We start from the raw sequence: 16,024 nt of genomic DNA, 5'->3' as shown, positions 1-16,024 counted from the left end.
AGTGACACAACAATGTTTGGGCGTGTACCAAAGCCGGCAACAAAAACTTAACTAAACAAATAGGCTATATCTTCTTCATTAAGAGCTTTAATAAATCCGTCATCTTCACCTACGAGTTCTTCTGCTAACTTCTTCTTGCGCTGTTGTAACTGGATGATCTTTTCTTCAATTGTATCCTTACAAATTATCTTATAAGCAAACACATTCTTTGTTTGGCCGATACGATGCGTTCTATCAATAGCCTGTTGCTCCACCGCTGTGTTCCACCAAGGGTCGAACAGAAAAACGTAGTCAGCAGCAGTGAGTGTGAGACCTGTGTTTCCTGCTTTCAGACTAATTAAAAACAAGTTCGTGGCGTTGTCTTTTTCCTGGAAGGCATTCACCATTTCGATTCGTTTTGCAGGGGGAGTTTGACCATCAAAATGATAATAGGCAATGTCTTGCTTATCGCACTCTTCCGCAAGCAGGTTAAGCATACTGCTGAACTGGGAAAAAACAAGTGCCTTATGTTCCTTTAAAATGTTTTTCAGTTCTCCAATCAACACTTCTGTCTTGATTGAATCTGTACATGCCTCTTGTTCCGAAACCGGCAACAATAACGGAGAATTGCAAATTTGCCTTAGTTTAAGCATCCCTTGCAACACTGCTAGTTTGCTCTTATTTAAGCCATTATTTTTAATATCGAGAAAGATATTTCCCCTGATCTGGTCCTTAATGTTATTGTATAAGTCATGTTGCCTGCTGTTCATTTTGCACCACAAGATCATTTCAGTTTTATCTGGAAGGTCTTTTGCTACCTGCTCTTTCGTTCTTCGCAAGATAAAAGGCGCCGTCAGCTTTTGAAGCGCTTTGATTTTTTCTTCATCATGATTTCGATCTATTGCATCTGCATATTCGCGTTTAAAGAACTCGCGACTGCCAAACATTCCTGGCAACGCGAAATTGAGTTGCGCGTACAAATCGAAAGTATTATTAACAACAGGTGTACCGCTCAACGCAATGCGGACCTGGGCAGGAATCATGTTAACGACGGTAGTGATTTGGGCAGAAGGATTTTTAATATTGTGGCTCTCATCAATTACAGCAACTCCATAATCATTTGCCAATAATACATCCGAGTCTGCACGTACCGTTCCATAGCTGGTGATAATAACCTGGCTTTTAGTATTAGCAATATCTGTGGCGTTTCGGGAGGCACCATGATATACAACGGATGTAATTCCAGGAGTAAACTTTTGCAACTCTTGTTGCCAGTTAAATATGAGAGACGAAGGGCAAACTATAATATTTACAGAATCTGGATTATGATGAATATAATATGCCAAGTAACAAATTGTCTGTAGTGTTTTACCAAGGCCCATATCGTCAGCGAGACATCCACCTGCACCCGCTTCGGCCAATAGTGTAAGCCACTCAAATCCTTTTTGCTGGTATGGCCTCAGGCTCGCATTCACAGAGGCGGGAAGTTCATAAATATTGTCGCTTCCATTTTGCCACTGCTGCCACTTCTGCCACCACTGATCTTTTATCAGTGTTTTTAAAACCTGCCGCTCACCGTTTGATTGTTGCTCGCTTATCGCCATCACCCGCGCAACTTCTATTTCGTCTTTATTTATTTTTCCATGCTTTAGGATCGACGAATACTGTTGCATCCATTCCTCGTGTAAAACCCCCAAACTTCCATCCTTTAACAACACTGCTTTTTGCCCGGCCAGCAACATCTTCTGTAGTTCACTCAAACGCAATTCTTCTTTACCAAAAGACACGGTCATTTGCATCAGCACTTTACCCTTCTCTTCCTGCTTTATTTTTACTGTAGTTGCTACTTCAAATGGCGAGTACCTGAAATGGTTCAACATATCCATTCCTACCAGTTCGATACCTTCGGCAAGAAGATGATGATACGTTTTTAAGAACCATTGTTTTTTTTGTGCCTCCCCAAAAGAAACATAGTAATACCCATTACGCTGATTTGAAAAATTTGCATGCATACCCACTAACTTTTTCAGGAATTCATCTTCTGCTTCCTTATTACGAACAATCTCTACCGCCTCACCGTCCACTACCGTTTCATAACTTTCTTTCCAAGGGTTTTCAAGCACAAACCCATCGTACACCCATTGTGGAGTTAGCATTAAAAAAGAACCATTCAATTCACTAAGAAGCACCCGGTTAACAGGTATTGTTCTAATCTCTTTTTTACTGAAGAAATTATATCGATTTACTTTATAATCAAGCTCGAGTTTAGTAAGTATGTGTTGTGAAAATGCAACCGGGTCGTCACCATACTGACCCCGATTTTTTTCAGCAAGCCATCGCAAAGTCTGGTAGTCCTTATAAGAAAGCAGAAAATACTCATTACTATTTTCAAGCAAAAAATGATACCGGTTGAACTCTTTCAGATTGTACGACGCTCCATTGAGAATAACCTCAGTTTTTAAAACAAGCCTGCCATTTTCGTTAGCCACATGAAAAACGAGCTGTGGCTTATAGCTACTAAAAGCGCAGGGAGACATTCGAAAACTTTTACCGTCAGGAAGCCTGGTTCTATGATACCATTTAAGAAGACCTGAAAAAGGTTTTAGCTTATCAAATAACTGGTGAAAGTGCCGATGGGTTGTTGTAAGAATAAGATTTAATTCGGCGTCTGTCGGCTTTTTATCAAGAAAGGGTTGACCTACTTTATACTGGAATTTGGTGAATGCGTCGGGGCTGAAGTGAACAAGCAGATCTCTTACGACCTCCGGAAGGTGCAGGTAATTTTTATTCAGCTCTTTGTTATGCAAATCAAAAAGGTCGTACTCAATCCCTTTATCAGATTTCTGAATATGCAGTGACTCCAGCAACCGGAACTTGCTATCCAGCTCATGTGGTGATAATAATATTGCAATTTTTTTTTCAACTTTCACTACTGCCATTCGCTCACGTTTTAAATTGATAAAGCTGCAAACATAATATTTTAAGAAAATCAGGTAATCATATAAAAAAGATCGAAAGCTGGGGTGTGATAAAATGTTTATTTCTTGTTAGAAGTTTTATTAACCGAATTTTCAGGAATTCTTATCGACATCGTTGTGTCACTTACTTGTACTTGAAGTAATTTGCTTTGACAAAGACATTCCGGTAAGTATCAATGTCTTCTGAAAGAATTTTATAAGACTTTATCAAAAACACCCCCAAGTAAGGATGCCTTTATATGTTCTCGATAATAATCTTTGGTTTCCACCCGTAAATGAGGCGTTGCAGGATGGCCTGCTCGCTATTGGTGGAGATCTTTCTGAAGAACGATTGTTATTGGCTTATCATAAAGGCATCTTTCCCTGGTTTGATGGAGACGTGCCCATGTGGTGGTGTCCCGATCCACGATTTGTATTATTTCCAAATGAACTAAAAGTAAGTAAAAGCATGAAAGCGCTTCTCAAGCGCAACGCTTTTGAATTTACTATAGACAAAGCTTTTCCGGCAGTAATAAGAGCCTGCAAAGAAAAAGAACGGGAAGGCCAGGACGGAACCTGGATAACAGACAATGTAGAAGCTGCATACGTGCACCTACATAAAAGGGGTTACGCACAAAGCGCAGAAGTTTGGGTTAACGGAGAATTAACGGGGGGCTTGTATGGCGTACGCCTTGGAAATATGTTTTTTGGTGAAAGCATGTTTAGTCATGTAAGTAACGCCAGCAAGTATGCATTTATAAAATATATAGGCCATCTGATAGAAGAAGGCGTTCAACTGATAGACTGCCAGGTATATACCGAGCACCTCGAAAGCCTGGGAGCAAGGATGATAGAGAGGGATGTGTTTATGGAGTATGTGAAGGGAGCGAGGTGAATGGCCTCAGAAAAATTATTGCAGGAAACTTTATATTTGTAGTAATGCCAACATTGCTGACAATAAATGGAATTCGTTTCTTTTTTTACAGTAATGAAAATAGAGAACCAATGCATCTACACGTGACAAAAGGCAATGCTTCAGGAAAAGTTTGGTTAGAGCCGGAAATCGAACAAGCTTACTTTGATGGTTTTACAAAAGCTGAAGAAAAGGTAATTATGGAAGCGGTGTTATCAAATCTCAAAGAACTTAAACTCAGATGGAATGAATACTTCTCAAAATAAATACGATGCATTAGAGCAGTTGATAGTTGAAGAGAGTTTATCAATTGTATCTGTCGATATACACAAGGAGTTAGACCTTATGTTAGTCATCTTAAACACGAAAGCAATACTTCGTCAAAAAATCTCGTCTTATAAAAATCTATCTAATGCCTCAGCCACAGATTTAGCTCAATATGAACTGGTAGCAGGCGGTAAAGGAATACATTGGCCAATGCTCGATGAAGACTTAAGTCTTAAAGGTTTCTTACAGCAAGAACTAAGAAACATTGTAAACAAAGACGCAATTGCAGCTTAGCCCCGCATCCCTTCAATTCCCTTCAATCCCCAGTTCCCGTTCTACTTCCCAAACTTCTTCTTCAGCATCGCTAGTGCGTCGTTCATTGGCAACGCCTCTTCCGGCTCGCGCTTTTTGAAACCCTGATTTTGGCCACTATTATTACTCGGCTTAAAACCCTGTTGCGGCCTCTGAGTTCTTGCCGGTGCTTCCTGTGTTTGTTTGATAGATAACGCTATACGTTTTCTTGCCACATCCACTTCCAACACTTTGACTTGTACATGCTGGTTCAGTTTCAGTGCTTCATTAGGATCAGTTATGTATTTATGAGAGATTTCAGAAACATGAACTAATCCATCTTGTTTTACACCAATGTCTACAAAAGCTCCAAAGCGGGTAATGTTAGTCACTACTCCCGGCACCACCATTCCTACTGTAACATCTTCAAGTTTATAAATATTTGCGAACTCAAACTGTTGAACTTCACTTCGCGGATCAAGTCCTGGCTTTTGCAGTTCTTTCAGTATGTCCTGAATGGTTAGTTCACCAAACTGTTCGCTAACATATTTTTTTGGATTGATAGTCTTTATCAAAGTCTCATTACCAATTAATGATTTTACATCCACCTCCAGGTCTTTCGCCATCTGTTGAACTAACGGATACGCCTCGGGATGTACTGCACTTGAGTCCAGTGGATTTTCACCCTCTTTTATTCGCAGAAATCCTGCACACTGCTCAAATGCTTTCCCACCCAATCTTGGTACTTTCATCAGTTCCTTTCTGTTCTTGAACCTGCCAATTTCGCTTCGATATTTTACAATATTGTCCGCAAGCGTTCCACCAATTCCGCTAACGTAACTCAGCAGGTGTTTGCTTGCTGTATTTACATTTACTCCAACAGCATTCACGCAGCTTTCCACTGTCTGGTCGAGTTTCTCCTTCAATCTGAATTGGTTTACATCGTGCTGGTACTGCCCTACTCCAATACTTTTAGGATCTATTTTTACCAACTCAGCTAACGGATCCATTAGTCGTCTGCCAATACTTACTGAACCTCTAACCGTAACATCTTCGTTAGGAAATTCTTCCCTGGCTGTCTCCGATGCGCTGTATACCGAAGCTCCGTCTTCATTTACCATGAACACGGGCAGACAAAGATTTAATTTCTTAATAAACTGTTCTGTTTCCCGCCCCGCAGTTCCGTCTCCGATTGCAAAGACCTCAATCTCGTACTTTGAAACAAGGTCTTTTATGATGTGCTCCGCCTCGTATTGCTTATTGCCTTCATGAATATAGATCAGGCTTGTCTTCTTCAATTCACCTTTTTCGTCGAGGCAAACCACTTTACATCCCGTCCGATAACCCGGGTCAATGGCAAGAATTTTTTTACTTCCTAAGGGTGAGCTAAGCAACAATTGCCTTAAATTTTCTGCAAACACATTAATCGCATCCTCATCCCCTTTTTGCTTTAAGGCTGTTCTGAATTCGCTTTCGAGACTTGGCTGCAACAGGCGACGATAAGCATCCTTAATCGCTTTCTTTATTTGCTCATTAGAATTACTTAATCCCCTGATGTATTTATTTTCTATCAGTTCAACCGCAGTCTCCTCATCCGGTGAAATGCCAATACGCAAATAACCTTCTAAAAAGCCACGTAGTATAGCCAGTATGCGATGGGAAGGAACTTTCGAAATCAGTTCGGAAAAATCAAAATAGTCCTTGTATTTAATGCCTTCGGCCTCTTTATCTGCCACCACTTTGCTTTGCAACGTTGCTTTGTCTTCAAACAACTTTCTCACTTTAGCCCGCACCTCTGCATCTTCATTCACCGTTTCTGCGATAATATCACGAGCACCTTGCAACGCTTCATCAGCGCTCTTTACATTCTCATTAATAAATTCTGAAGCCTTTCCATTTATGTCAAAATCTTTTTGCTCGAGCAGCAACAAGGCCAACAGTTCCAGTCCGTTTTCACGTGCTGTTTGCGCCTTGGTTTTGCGCTTAGGTTTGTAAGGAAGATAAATGTCTTCAAGCTCTGCAACAGTTGTCGTCTTATCTAATTTCGCTTGAAGTTCTTCGGACATTTTACCCTGCTCGGTAATTGCTTTTTCTATAAAAGCTTTACGCTCGGTAAACTCTTTTAAAAACTTAGCTTCGTCCTGTATTTGCTGGATTTGGACTTCATCCAAATTACCCGTTTTGTCTTTCCGGTAACGGGCAATAAATGGAATGGTAGATCCTTCCTCCAACAACCCTAAAACTGCTTCTACCTGTGCAGTTCTCACATGTAGCTTAGCCGATATACTTTGTGCAAATTCCATTAATACTTTTTATTTTTTGTTCCCCGGCATTCGTTCGCTTTCAACATCGTTGTGTCACTCACTTGTACCTGCAAATCTTTATTAAGCCTTCGCGGTCAAACCGACTTTTTTTTAAAGTCCATTCTATTCGCGAAAAAGTGGTGCAAAGGTTAAAGAGATTTTTCAAGTGAAAGTTGTAAAACTAAAAAAGGATGAAAGAAATTTCTGCACATGGGCACCACCTATTTTCTCAGCTACAGGCAAAACTCTTGGACCTTGCAAACACTCCGGAGATGAAATCATACAAGATGCATTTCGTTTACTTCCATGATGGTCCGACTTCTATATTGAGAGAGCTCATATCTCTTAAGGAAACATATTAAATAAAAATATGCCAAATCTTACTGTTGATCTAAAACCCCACGAATGTTCTACTTATTCATTTGTTTAAGACTTTGCTCGTAATAAATATTTCTTTTTCAATTTTTCCACCGAAGGTTCTTCAACACTTTTAGCAGGAATAATTCTTGTTTCACCTTTCTTGCTCCAAAAGCTTCAAACTGTATTATTTCAACTATTAAAACAATGTTTATGGCAACAGAAAATAATGGTCAAAAAGGTTACGTACTAATAACAGGCGGCACAAGCGGCATCGGTTATGAACTCGCAAAGTGTTTTGCAGAAGATGGTTACAATCTTGTTCTTTCGGCACGAACAGAAGCAGACCTGCAACAGCGCGCATCTGAACTAAAGCAACAGTATAACATACACGTAACGACCATTGCTAAAGACCTTTTTCAATCCAATGCAGCCTTCGAGTTATACGATGAAGTAAAGCGTCAAGGCTTAACAGTAGATGTGTTGGTTAATGATGCAGGCCAGGGACAATTTGGACTTTTTGTAGAGCAGGACATTAATCGGCTATTGGAAATAATCCAGTTAAACGTCTGCTCACTTACGGTACTAACACAGCTCTTTCTAAAAGATATGGTAGCACGCAACGAGGGTAAAATATTACAACTGGCATCGATTGCTTCAGAGTTGCCGGGTCCGTGGCAGGCCGTTTATCACGCGACAAAAGCCTATGTATTGCATTTAACTGAAGCACTGATAAGCGAATTAAAAGATACAGGAGTTACCCTTACTGCCTTACAACCAGGTGCAACCGACACTGACTTCTTTAATAAAGCAGATATGCAGTCGTCGAAAATACTAGACACCGGACTATCAGACCCTGCAAAAGTTGCTAAAGATGGCTACCAGGCCTTGATGAAAGGAGATGACAAAATAGTCTCCGGATTAAAAAATAAAGCAATGGTAGGGATGAGCAATGTAATTCCTGACAAATTGGTCGCAGAACAAATGAATAAAATGCAGGAACCAAAAAAGTCGTAAAAACTCGGGTTTAAATTTTAATAACTAATTACATTCATTGTCCTGACACTGAGAAAATAAAGACGATGAGCTGGCAGGACAGTGAATGTATATTCTTATATACGTTTGAAAACTTAAGCGGGAAAACTCAGGGACGCACAGCCCATGCAAGCCCATCTGGTACCCCACCAACATCTAAACGACCGGTAACTTCCAAAGTTGTAAGATCAATTATAGCTATATAATTATCAGATGAACAGGCGACAAATGCCCGTGCACCTTGCTGGTCCATAAGAATTCCTGCTGCGCCTTTACCAAGCTTGAGCCGTTTTACCTCTTTGCGCAATTTTGCATCAAAAACAGTCAATTCTCCATTTTGCAGACTCGAAATAAATACCCGCGTTCCATCTGGAGTAAACTTTACCCGGTTTGCGCCTAACACCTTAGCATCGATTTTCGTTGCTAACTTTTTTGCAGCAAGATCTATAATCGAAATCGTTCCGTCTTCACTTGCTGCTGTCCATAATTCATCTCCGTTTGGTGAGACATCAAATCCTTCTGATCCTCTTGCAGTCGGTACTACTGTATGAAACCACTCCTCACGCGGCCGGGCATTTGGTGGCGCCGTTCTTCCTGGCTGAATTAAGCTATTAACAAGAATGCTTACAGTGCCCGAAGAGATATTCGTAGTGTAAATCTTTTTTGCATCAGCACTCACATAAATCATGTGCGTCCTATCCTGGCCGGTGCCCATGCTCCAATCAAGTTTACTTGTCGCTGGGTCGTACCTGCCAATTGCCTTAGAACCTTCGGCGGTAAACCAAACCTTTCCATCTACATAGGTTATATCATGCGGGCCAAACAAAGGCCTGGTGTCAATACTTGACAATAATTTCTGCGCAACAAGATCAATTACATTTATTTCATGTAGCGCGCCCCCACCATAAATGCAAACGTAAGCAGTGCGTCCATCCGAAGAGGCTACGAGCTCGTGAGGATCAGTTCCCACCGGTATTTGAGAAATAATCTTCAACGTAGAAGGGTCTACTAAAGCTAGGGTATGATTGGCTTTCGACAGGGCAAGCAACGTGCGCTTTGGTGTTGTTTGTGCAAGACAATCTGTTGCTGAATAAATTGTCCCTATTAGGAAAACGTGTACAATCAATTGAAACGACAGATCTTTAAATTTTCTCATAGCCTTAATATTATAGTAACACATTTTGTTTCGCAAGTACTATTTAATCTTACCCTTCCGGGCAGAATAATCGACGCAGAAATTGAAACTAAAAGTTATAAAATTTCGAACAGTTTGAAAGATATTAGCATGCTTTCTTAAAAATTTCAAAAGACCTCTCCTTCCTAAAGAACAAGAATTTCAAAAAAATGATCATGAGAGTAGCTTATGAAAATCGATTCCTTAAAATGAAGGGAAGCGATTATTTTTATTTGCAATTTTCCCCAACTTAAAAAGATTCCAATGACAGCCAAAACAACCAACCTCATTTATTGGATCTCTACCCTTGTTTTTGCCGGCTTGATGATATTCTCCTCTGTTGGCGGATTACAACCTTCTCAACAGGCTATTCAGATGATGCATGACGGTCTTGGTTACCCGATATATTTTATCCAGTTTCTGAGCATTGCCAAATTGATCGGCTCTATTGCTATACTCATTCCCGGCTTACCCCGCAGTGTAAAAGAATGGGCTTATGCAGGTCTATTTTTCGACCTTACTGGCGCCGTTTATTCCGCCGTTGCCACATACGGTAAGTTTGATCCTATGATGCTTACCATGCTGGTTTGGATACTACCTGGTATTGTCTCGTATTATTACTGGCATAAAAAACTACACAAGGTTCGGACAGTTTAGAGTTTATAAAGAGTGACTTTTCCCAAATTTACTTGACGGTAAGATATCGGCGAGGACCGCAGATAGACAGGTGTTAAGTCTACGTGGTTATAGAGAATAGATTAATTTTAAAATTAAACATCCGAACTAACATGAGCGAAATCAAAAAAGAAGACATCAAACAAGACGTGTTTGACCTTTACGACGACTATGCGCACAACAGGCTTGATAGGCGCGATTTTATGCAGAAGCTGTCAGCCTTTGCGGTGGGAAGTCTAACAGTACCTGCGCTGATGAGCTTCTTAATGCCGGACTACCAGGGGGCCATACAGATTAAGAAAGACGACCCGCGTTTAAAATCTGAATACATCAATTACCCATCTCCAAAAGGTGGCGGAACGATCAAAGCATTGCTGTCGATGCCTGCCGACAATAAAAAGAAATTGGGCGGCATTGTGGTTGTTCATGAAAACCGCGGACTTAACCCGCACATTGAGGACGTAGCAAGAAGAGCTGCCCTTGCGGGATTTATTTCCATTGCTCCCGATGCATTAACTCCGTTAGGAGGTTACCCCGGCACAGATGACGCCGGTCGCGAAATGCAAAGCAAGCGTGACCAGAATGAAATGTTAGAAGACTTTATAGCTGCTTATGACTACCTGAAGAACAACAAAGATTGTAATGGTAAAATTGGTGTAGTTGGTTTCTGTTTTGGTGGCAGCATTGCAAATAAAATGGCAGTAAGAATTCCGGGACTAAATGCCTCAGTACCTTTTTATGGGGGCCAGCCTGCTAAAGAAGATGTTCCTAAAATAAAGGCACCTCTCCTTCTACATTATGCCGCCCTTGATACACGGGTTAATGAGGGATGGCCTGCATATGAAGCAGCTTTAAAAGAAAATAAAAAAGAATATACAGCCTACATCTATCCCAACGTAAACCATGGGTTCCATAACGATACAACACCGCGTTACGATAAGCCTGCCGCAGAATTAGCGTGGAAGCGTACGATAGATTTTTTTAGCGATAAACTAAAATCCTAGGTAAAAGCTTCAAACTACTTGCTTATGCTGAGAAAAGTTTGAGCCAGGAAGCTTCGAATTAATTACGTTTTCGAGTGATGAGATTTTGTATGATACAAGCATAAGAATTTCATAGCATCTTCTGTTGTGTCACTCACTTGTACTTTTGTTTTATAAGCGGCAGCTCCGCGGCTTTTGTAACAAGCCTACCAATTTAATCAGAGTGGGAGATGGCGGAAGGTTTAAGAGCGCTGAGCAGCAAACTAAGGTACAAGGGAGTGACACAACAAAAGCCAAACAGTTAACAAAAGCCCGGAAACAATTTTAGTATCCTCCATACAATCAATTCGATTTTACGTTTTTGACAGAAGTGGCAAATAAACGTTCATACTACTAAGCCTTGAATTGTCAACCGCCGAGCCACTATCAGTTAATCTTGTGATTTAAAATATCATCCTGCACCTGTTGTACAAATTTGGCATCGTCAATATTAAGTGGCATCCAGTTGCCGTTTATCTTCGCAACCCAAAAAATTGGCACATCTAAACCGTCAATATCTTTCAGAGGTTTAAAGAACAATCGATTTCCTTCTCTGTTGACCTCGTATGGAATAACGAAATTTTCTATTAATAAATCAGTTGAATAAAGAATCATATTAATTGGTTTAATCCATTCGGTTAGGGAGCAAAGGGAAAGGTACTATTTGGAAAGCAGTCACCTTCTTACTTCCCTTTCAAACCCAATAACAAACTATAAAAGGCTGGCTTTTTACTATAATCCTGGTTGAAAAGAAGCGGATTATCTATTTTCTTCAAAGCATTGATGATCCAGCTATCCTTGTCGGTAACACCCCAAATTGTTAAGCCATGACGTTGTGCCACAGGGACGTTTCTCATATACGACTGTACCACATATTTATACATCTCGGCCTGGCTCTGAAGCGAAGCAGCAGTAGGTGTAAAACCGGCAGCATCACTTGGATTAATACGAACATCCAATTCAGACACTCTTACTTTTAAGCCCGTTGCAGCAAGCTTCTGAAACATAGCATCTATAGCAGCAGTTGAGTTATTTACACCGATATGCATTTGAGTACCTATACCATCTATTTTGGCTCCTTTAGCCTGCAGCTCTTTTACAAAATTTAAAAGTGAGTCTAGTTTAGCAGTATTGGACTCCAGGTTATAGTCGTTAATAAAAAGGAGTGCGTTGGGGTCTGCAGCTTTAGCATAATTGAAAGCTTTCAAAGCAAAGTTTCTTCCAAGGTATTCGGACCAAAAAAAGTAATCGGTTGCACCGGGAGTTATCTCTGAGTTAGCACTTGTTCTAAGTCCGCTTACACCATCAGCCATAGATTCGTTTACTACGTCCCAGGCTTTAATTTTTCCTGCGTACTTGGTCACTGTACTTCTAATAAACCTGCTAAGCGCCGTATCTACAGCCGCTGCCACCTGTGCACCGTTTGCAGGTACTACAGAACTTGCATCTGTTACAGTTACGTCGTCGATAAAATAAGTATTAGCAACGGCACCCATGTCTAAAGAAATTCTCGACTGCGCATCCCTTGCAGAAAATGTCCAGGTTATTTGGCTCCAATCGGTAGTGACATTGAAGTCATTCTGGTATTGCGCTGTTGGCAGAGTCGATAGTCTGCCACTTCCACCTGCGGAAGCTGCCTTTATCCAAAAAGAAACTTTATAAGAGGTATTTACTGTGGTATTAAAAACATCACTTGCAACTTGTACTTTCCATTGATTGCCCGGGTTGTTATTTGGATTTACAATTTTTAATGATCGTGTTCCATTGTGCGCCTCGGCAGATGATCCTGTAGATACGGTAGCTCCATTGGTGTTGTAAACATTCCAATTTATTGGAGTTCCTGTGCTAGCTGCCTCAAAATCGCCATTCGTAAGAACATTTGGAGCGTTTGGATTTGGAGTTCCAGCGGTTAACGATCTTAGATATGTCCCATTTTGATTTTGGTGCCACGCCAAAGTATGCCCAAAAACATCCAAACCCGCGTTTGTTACCTGGTTAAACAAATCGTCGGACGCCGCAAAGTGAAAAGTGCCGTCATCTTTCACTATTGCACCGTGCTTCATTTGGTATCCGAAGGTTACACTATTTGCTTGACGTATGATGGTAGAGCGATAAGCCGCATCATTTTTCCATAAAGCATATTCTATAGCAATGCCTATTGGAAAGGCTGAAGCATCTTTAAGCGTGCCGGTTGTATCGGGAGCAGCAGGAGGCAATGGTGGAGGAACTATTACATCCATGTCTTTCTTACAGGAAGCCATGAAAGCTGACAGAGCCACAGCAACAAGAGACAGTTTTAGCAAATTCACTTTTAACATATACAAGCACCTTTTTTATAATATTGAAATCGCGGGATTAGTAAATTTTCAGTCCTGCAAGTTCCTAAGAATAAAGCTCATTAGCTTCCATTATCTTATAGAAAATCAAAACTATATTAATATTTTAAGTAGTAGTTTGGCGTACCTGCTTCTTAATATAGTTAAAGTGCAGATTATGCATTGTCTCAAAATAAAATCTATCGCAAGACCCGCCACAAAACAAAAAACCCTTGCTGCAAACGCAACAAGGGTTTTTATATTTCGAATTAATTCGAGTCCTGATATTAATAATCCATTCCACCCATTCCACCTGGCATTCCACCTGGAGCACCTGCAGCAGATTTAGGCTCTGGTCTGTCAGCAACTACACACTCAGTAGTCAACAACATACCAGCGATAGATGCAGCATTTTCAAGCGCTACACGACTAACTTTAGTTGGGTCGATAACACCTGCAGCAAACAAGTTTTCATAAATCTCTGTGCGGGCATTGAAACCAAAGTCAGCAGTACCTTCTTTGATTTTTTGAACTACGATTGAACCTTCAATACCGCTGTTAATAACGATTTGACGTAATGGCTCTTCGATAGCACGCTTAACGATTTGGATACCTGTAGTTTCGTCTTCGTTGATGCCTTTTAGATTCTCAAGAGATTCAATAGCACGAACATAAGCTACTCCACCACCTGGAACGATACCTTCTTCAACAGCTGCACGAGTTGCGTGAAGAGCGTCATCTACTCTGTCTTTCTTCTCTTTCATTTCAACTTCAGTAGCAGCACCTACATAAAGAACTGCGACACCACCGCTTAATTTAGCAAGACGTTCTTGTAATTTTTCGCGATCGTAATCAGAAGTTGTATTCTCGATTTGAGATTTGATTTGATTAACACGGTTAGTGATATTTTCTTTTTCACCTTTACCGCCAACAACAGTTGTATTGTCTTTGTCGATAGTGATAGAAGCAGCAGTACCTAAGTAGCTAAGGTCGGCATTCTCCAATTTGTAACCTTGCTCTTCGCTGATAACGGTACCAGCAGTAAGAACTGCGATATCCTGCAACATTTCTTTGCGACGATCACCGAAACCTGGAGCTTTGATAGCTGCAACTTTCAACGTACCACGTAATTTGTTTACCACAAGTGTAGCAAGTGCTTCACCTTCTAAGTCTTCAGCAATAATTACTAATGGACGTCCGCTTTGAGCAACTTTCTCCAAAATGTGAAGAATATCTTTCATTGCAGATATCTTCTTATCGTAGATAAGGATATATGGGTTCTGCAATTCAGCTTCCATTTTTTCGCTGTTAGTAACGAAATAAGGGCTGATATAACCGCGATCGAATTGCATACCTTCAACTACATCAACTGTAGTATCAGTTCCTTTTGCTTCTTCAACAGTTATTACACCTTCTTTACCAACTTTCTGCATTGCCTCAGCAATCAATTTACCGATCGTCTCGTCGCTATTAGCAGAGATAGTCGCAACCTGCTCGATTTTGCTGCTATCGTTACCAACTTGTTGGCTTTGACTTCTAAGGTTAGCAATAACGGCTTGTACCGCTTTGTCAATACCACGCTTAAGATCCATTGGATTAGCACCGGCAGCTACGTTCTTTAAACCTTCGCTGATAATAGACTGAGCCAAAACAGTTGCAGTAGTAGTACCATCACCTGCGATATCTGCAGTTTTAGAAGCTACTTCTTTCACCATTTGAGCACCCATGTTCTCAATAGCATCATCAAGTTCGATTTCTTTAGCTACAGTAACACCATCTTTAGTTACTGACGGAGCACCGAATTTTTTCTCGATAACCACGTTACGACCTTTAGGTCCAAGTGTAACTTTCACTGCGTTAGCAAGTGTGTCAACACCTTTTTTCATCTTATTTCTTGCTTCAATATCGAAGAAGATTTGCTTTGCCATAATTATAATTGTTTGAAGTTTTTAGTTTAAAGTGTAAGGTTTTGAACCGAACTAATTAAAACTATTTAGCTTTCGTTGCGTCGCACTCTTGTACGTTTATCACGCAATTCGGCTTTTAAAAAGCCCCTTCAGGGGTTTGGATTTAAACGATTGCGAGAATATCGCTTTCTCTCATGATTAGGTATTCACCACCTTCGACAGAAATCTCAGTTCCTGCATATTTACCATATAAAACAGTATCACCTGCTTTTACAGTTACCGGCTCATCTTTCTTTCCAGGACCTGCTGCGATAACTACTCCTTTTTGAGGTTTTTCTTTAGCAGTGTCAGGTATAATGATACCACCAGCAGTTTTCTCTTCAGCCGCAGCGGGCTTTACAATTACCCTGTCATGTAAAGGGGTAACTTTTAAACTTTCAGCCATACTTTTTAGTTTTTATTTAGTGTAAAAGAATTGTGATTTCGTTTCTCCTGTGCATCGACTATTGTGCCATTCGTTATAAAAAAGTCAAATTAGCAGTAACTGTCACTTTTTAACCTCTTGCTTGCATTAATGACAGGAAGCAGGCAAGGGAGATGACAGTTGGAAGTTGAGAGATGACAGGCCATAGATCAGTTGACAGATGACAGTTGTTGGATGACAGACGTTAGATGACAGATGTTCGATAAGATTGGGCAGATGTAAGATGTAGAGAGTGAGCCAGTCCTGCCATCAATTCTGGTAACTAATGTCTTACAGTGTCTTCTATCATCGGTCAACTTTTATTGGTGATCTTTTATCCCCTCGTCATTCCGTAATTACAATATT

The 16,024-nt window shown here is 40.5% G+C and carries 13 protein-coding genes; 6 read left to right on the top strand and 7 right to left on the bottom strand.

Annotated elements, in window-relative coordinates; translation table 11 throughout:
- Positions 1-47 precede the first annotated feature (47 nt).
- Positions 48-2,918 (bottom strand): DEAD/DEAH box helicase, encoded by a 2,871-nt coding sequence (locus SAE01_RS19285; protein ID WP_147205441.1) that lies wholly within the window; start codon positions 2,916-2,918, stop codon positions 48-50.
- Positions 2,919-3,186: 268 nt separating this feature from the next.
- Between SAE01_RS19285 and aat the strand changes: the two genes are divergently transcribed.
- From aat to SAE01_RS19270, 3 genes are read left to right on the top strand one after another with little or no spacing between them, the layout of a single operon-like run.
- A complete protein-coding gene (gene aat, locus SAE01_RS19280; protein ID WP_147205440.1) occupies positions 3,187-3,831 on the top strand; it encodes a leucyl/phenylalanyl-tRNA--protein transferase in 645 nt (214 codons plus the stop codon).
- Between the two features lie 53 nt (positions 3,832-3,884).
- Entirely contained in the window at positions 3,885-4,115 is a 231-nt protein-coding gene (locus tag SAE01_RS19275; protein WP_218029200.1) for a DUF4160 domain-containing protein, read from the top strand.
- Positions 4,096-4,410 (top strand): DUF2442 domain-containing protein, encoded by a 315-nt coding sequence (locus SAE01_RS19270; RefSeq protein WP_147205438.1) that lies wholly within the window; start codon positions 4,096-4,098, stop codon positions 4,408-4,410. The genes SAE01_RS19275 and SAE01_RS19270 overlap by 20 nt, the downstream gene beginning before the upstream one ends.
- Positions 4,411-4,451: 41 nt before the next feature.
- On the opposite strand, the gene SAE01_RS19265 is transcribed toward SAE01_RS19270, so the two are convergent.
- Positions 4,452-6,710 (bottom strand): Tex family protein, encoded by a 2,259-nt coding sequence (locus SAE01_RS19265; RefSeq protein ID WP_147205437.1) that lies wholly within the window; start codon positions 6,708-6,710, stop codon positions 4,452-4,454.
- A gap of 570 nt (positions 6,711-7,280) precedes the next feature.
- Here SAE01_RS19265 and SAE01_RS19260 point away from each other — a divergent pair.
- Positions 7,281-8,084 carry an SDR family NAD(P)-dependent oxidoreductase gene (locus tag SAE01_RS19260; protein ID WP_147205436.1) on the top strand — a complete coding sequence of 268 codons (804 nt, stop codon included), beginning with the start codon at positions 7,281-7,283 and terminating at the stop codon, positions 8,082-8,084.
- A 127-nt stretch (positions 8,085-8,211) separates the two neighbouring features.
- Here SAE01_RS19260 and SAE01_RS19255 read toward each other — a convergent pair whose 3' ends face one another.
- Positions 8,212-9,258: a YncE family protein gene (locus SAE01_RS19255; RefSeq protein WP_246113283.1), complete on the bottom strand. Its 1,047-nt coding sequence runs from the start codon at positions 9,256-9,258 to the stop codon at positions 8,212-8,214.
- Positions 9,259-9,540: 282 nt separating this feature from the next.
- On the opposite strand from SAE01_RS19255, the gene SAE01_RS19250 reads away from it, so the two are divergent.
- Complete coding sequence (locus SAE01_RS19250; protein WP_147205435.1) at positions 9,541-9,933, top strand: DoxX family protein; 393 nt, start codon at positions 9,541-9,543, stop codon at positions 9,931-9,933.
- Between the two features lie 131 nt (positions 9,934-10,064).
- Entirely contained in the window at positions 10,065-10,955 is an 891-nt protein-coding gene (locus tag SAE01_RS19245) for a dienelactone hydrolase family protein (RefSeq protein WP_147205434.1), read from the top strand.
- 405 nt (positions 10,956-11,360) lie between these two features.
- Here the strand turns inward: SAE01_RS19245 and SAE01_RS19240 are convergent, their stop codons facing one another.
- From SAE01_RS19240 to SAE01_RS19225, 4 genes are all read right to left on the bottom strand, one after another.
- A complete protein-coding gene (locus SAE01_RS19240) occupies positions 11,361-11,588 on the bottom strand; it encodes a hypothetical protein (RefSeq protein WP_147205433.1) in 228 nt (75 codons plus the stop codon).
- A 68-nt stretch (positions 11,589-11,656) separates the two neighbouring features.
- Positions 11,657-13,291, bottom strand: coding sequence for an endo-1,4-beta-xylanase (locus SAE01_RS19235; protein ID WP_147205432.1), 1,635 nt, complete (start codon positions 13,289-13,291; stop codon positions 11,657-11,659).
- A 284-nt stretch (positions 13,292-13,575) separates the two neighbouring features.
- Positions 13,576-15,216, bottom strand: coding sequence for a chaperonin GroEL (gene groL, locus SAE01_RS19230; RefSeq protein WP_147205431.1), 1,641 nt, complete (start codon positions 15,214-15,216; stop codon positions 13,576-13,578).
- A 142-nt stretch (positions 15,217-15,358) separates the two neighbouring features.
- On the bottom strand, positions 15,359-15,640 hold the full coding sequence (locus tag SAE01_RS19225) for a co-chaperone GroES (protein ID WP_147205430.1): 282 nt from the start codon (positions 15,638-15,640) through the stop codon (positions 15,359-15,361).
- Positions 15,641-16,024 lie beyond the last annotated feature (384 nt).

It is taken from the genome of Segetibacter aerophilus (assembly GCF_007991655.1).
Classification (GTDB): Bacteria; Bacteroidota; Bacteroidia; order Chitinophagales; family Chitinophagaceae; genus Segetibacter; species Segetibacter aerophilus.
Note: the sequence above shows the minus strand (reverse complement) of the source record. Positions and strands in the feature narration are given on the sequence as shown.

Bases quoted from the DNA above. Each gene is read 5' to 3' on its own strand.
- SAE01_RS19285 (WP_147205441.1), bottom strand. From the start codon at position 2,918: ATGGCAGTAGTGAAAGTTGAAAAAAAAATTGCAATATTATTATCACCA.
- aat (WP_147205440.1), top strand. From the start codon at position 3,187: ATGCCTTTATATGTTCTCGATAATAATCTTTGGTTTCCACCCGTAAAT.
- SAE01_RS19270 (WP_147205438.1), top strand. From the start codon at position 4,096: ATGAATACTTCTCAAAATAAATACGATGCATTAGAGCAGTTGATAGTT.
- SAE01_RS19265 (WP_147205437.1), bottom strand. From the start codon at position 6,710: ATGGAATTTGCACAAAGTATATCGGCTAAGCTACATGTGAGAACTGCA.
- SAE01_RS19260 (WP_147205436.1), top strand. From the start codon at position 7,281: ATGGCAACAGAAAATAATGGTCAAAAAGGTTACGTACTAATAACAGGC.
- SAE01_RS19255 (WP_246113283.1), bottom strand. From the start codon at position 9,258: ATGAGAAAATTTAAAGATCTGTCGTTTCAATTGATTGTACACGTTTTC.
- SAE01_RS19250 (WP_147205435.1), top strand. From the start codon at position 9,541: ATGACAGCCAAAACAACCAACCTCATTTATTGGATCTCTACCCTTGTT.
- SAE01_RS19245 (WP_147205434.1), top strand. From the start codon at position 10,065: ATGAGCGAAATCAAAAAAGAAGACATCAAACAAGACGTGTTTGACCTT.
- SAE01_RS19240 (WP_147205433.1), bottom strand. From the start codon at position 11,588: ATGATTCTTTATTCAACTGATTTATTAATAGAAAATTTCGTTATTCCA.
- SAE01_RS19235 (WP_147205432.1), bottom strand. From the start codon at position 13,291: ATGTTAAAAGTGAATTTGCTAAAACTGTCTCTTGTTGCTGTGGCTCTG.
- groL (WP_147205431.1), bottom strand. From the start codon at position 15,216: ATGGCAAAGCAAATCTTCTTCGATATTGAAGCAAGAAATAAGATGAAA.
- SAE01_RS19225 (WP_147205430.1), bottom strand. From the start codon at position 15,640: ATGGCTGAAAGTTTAAAAGTTACCCCTTTACATGACAGGGTAATTGTA.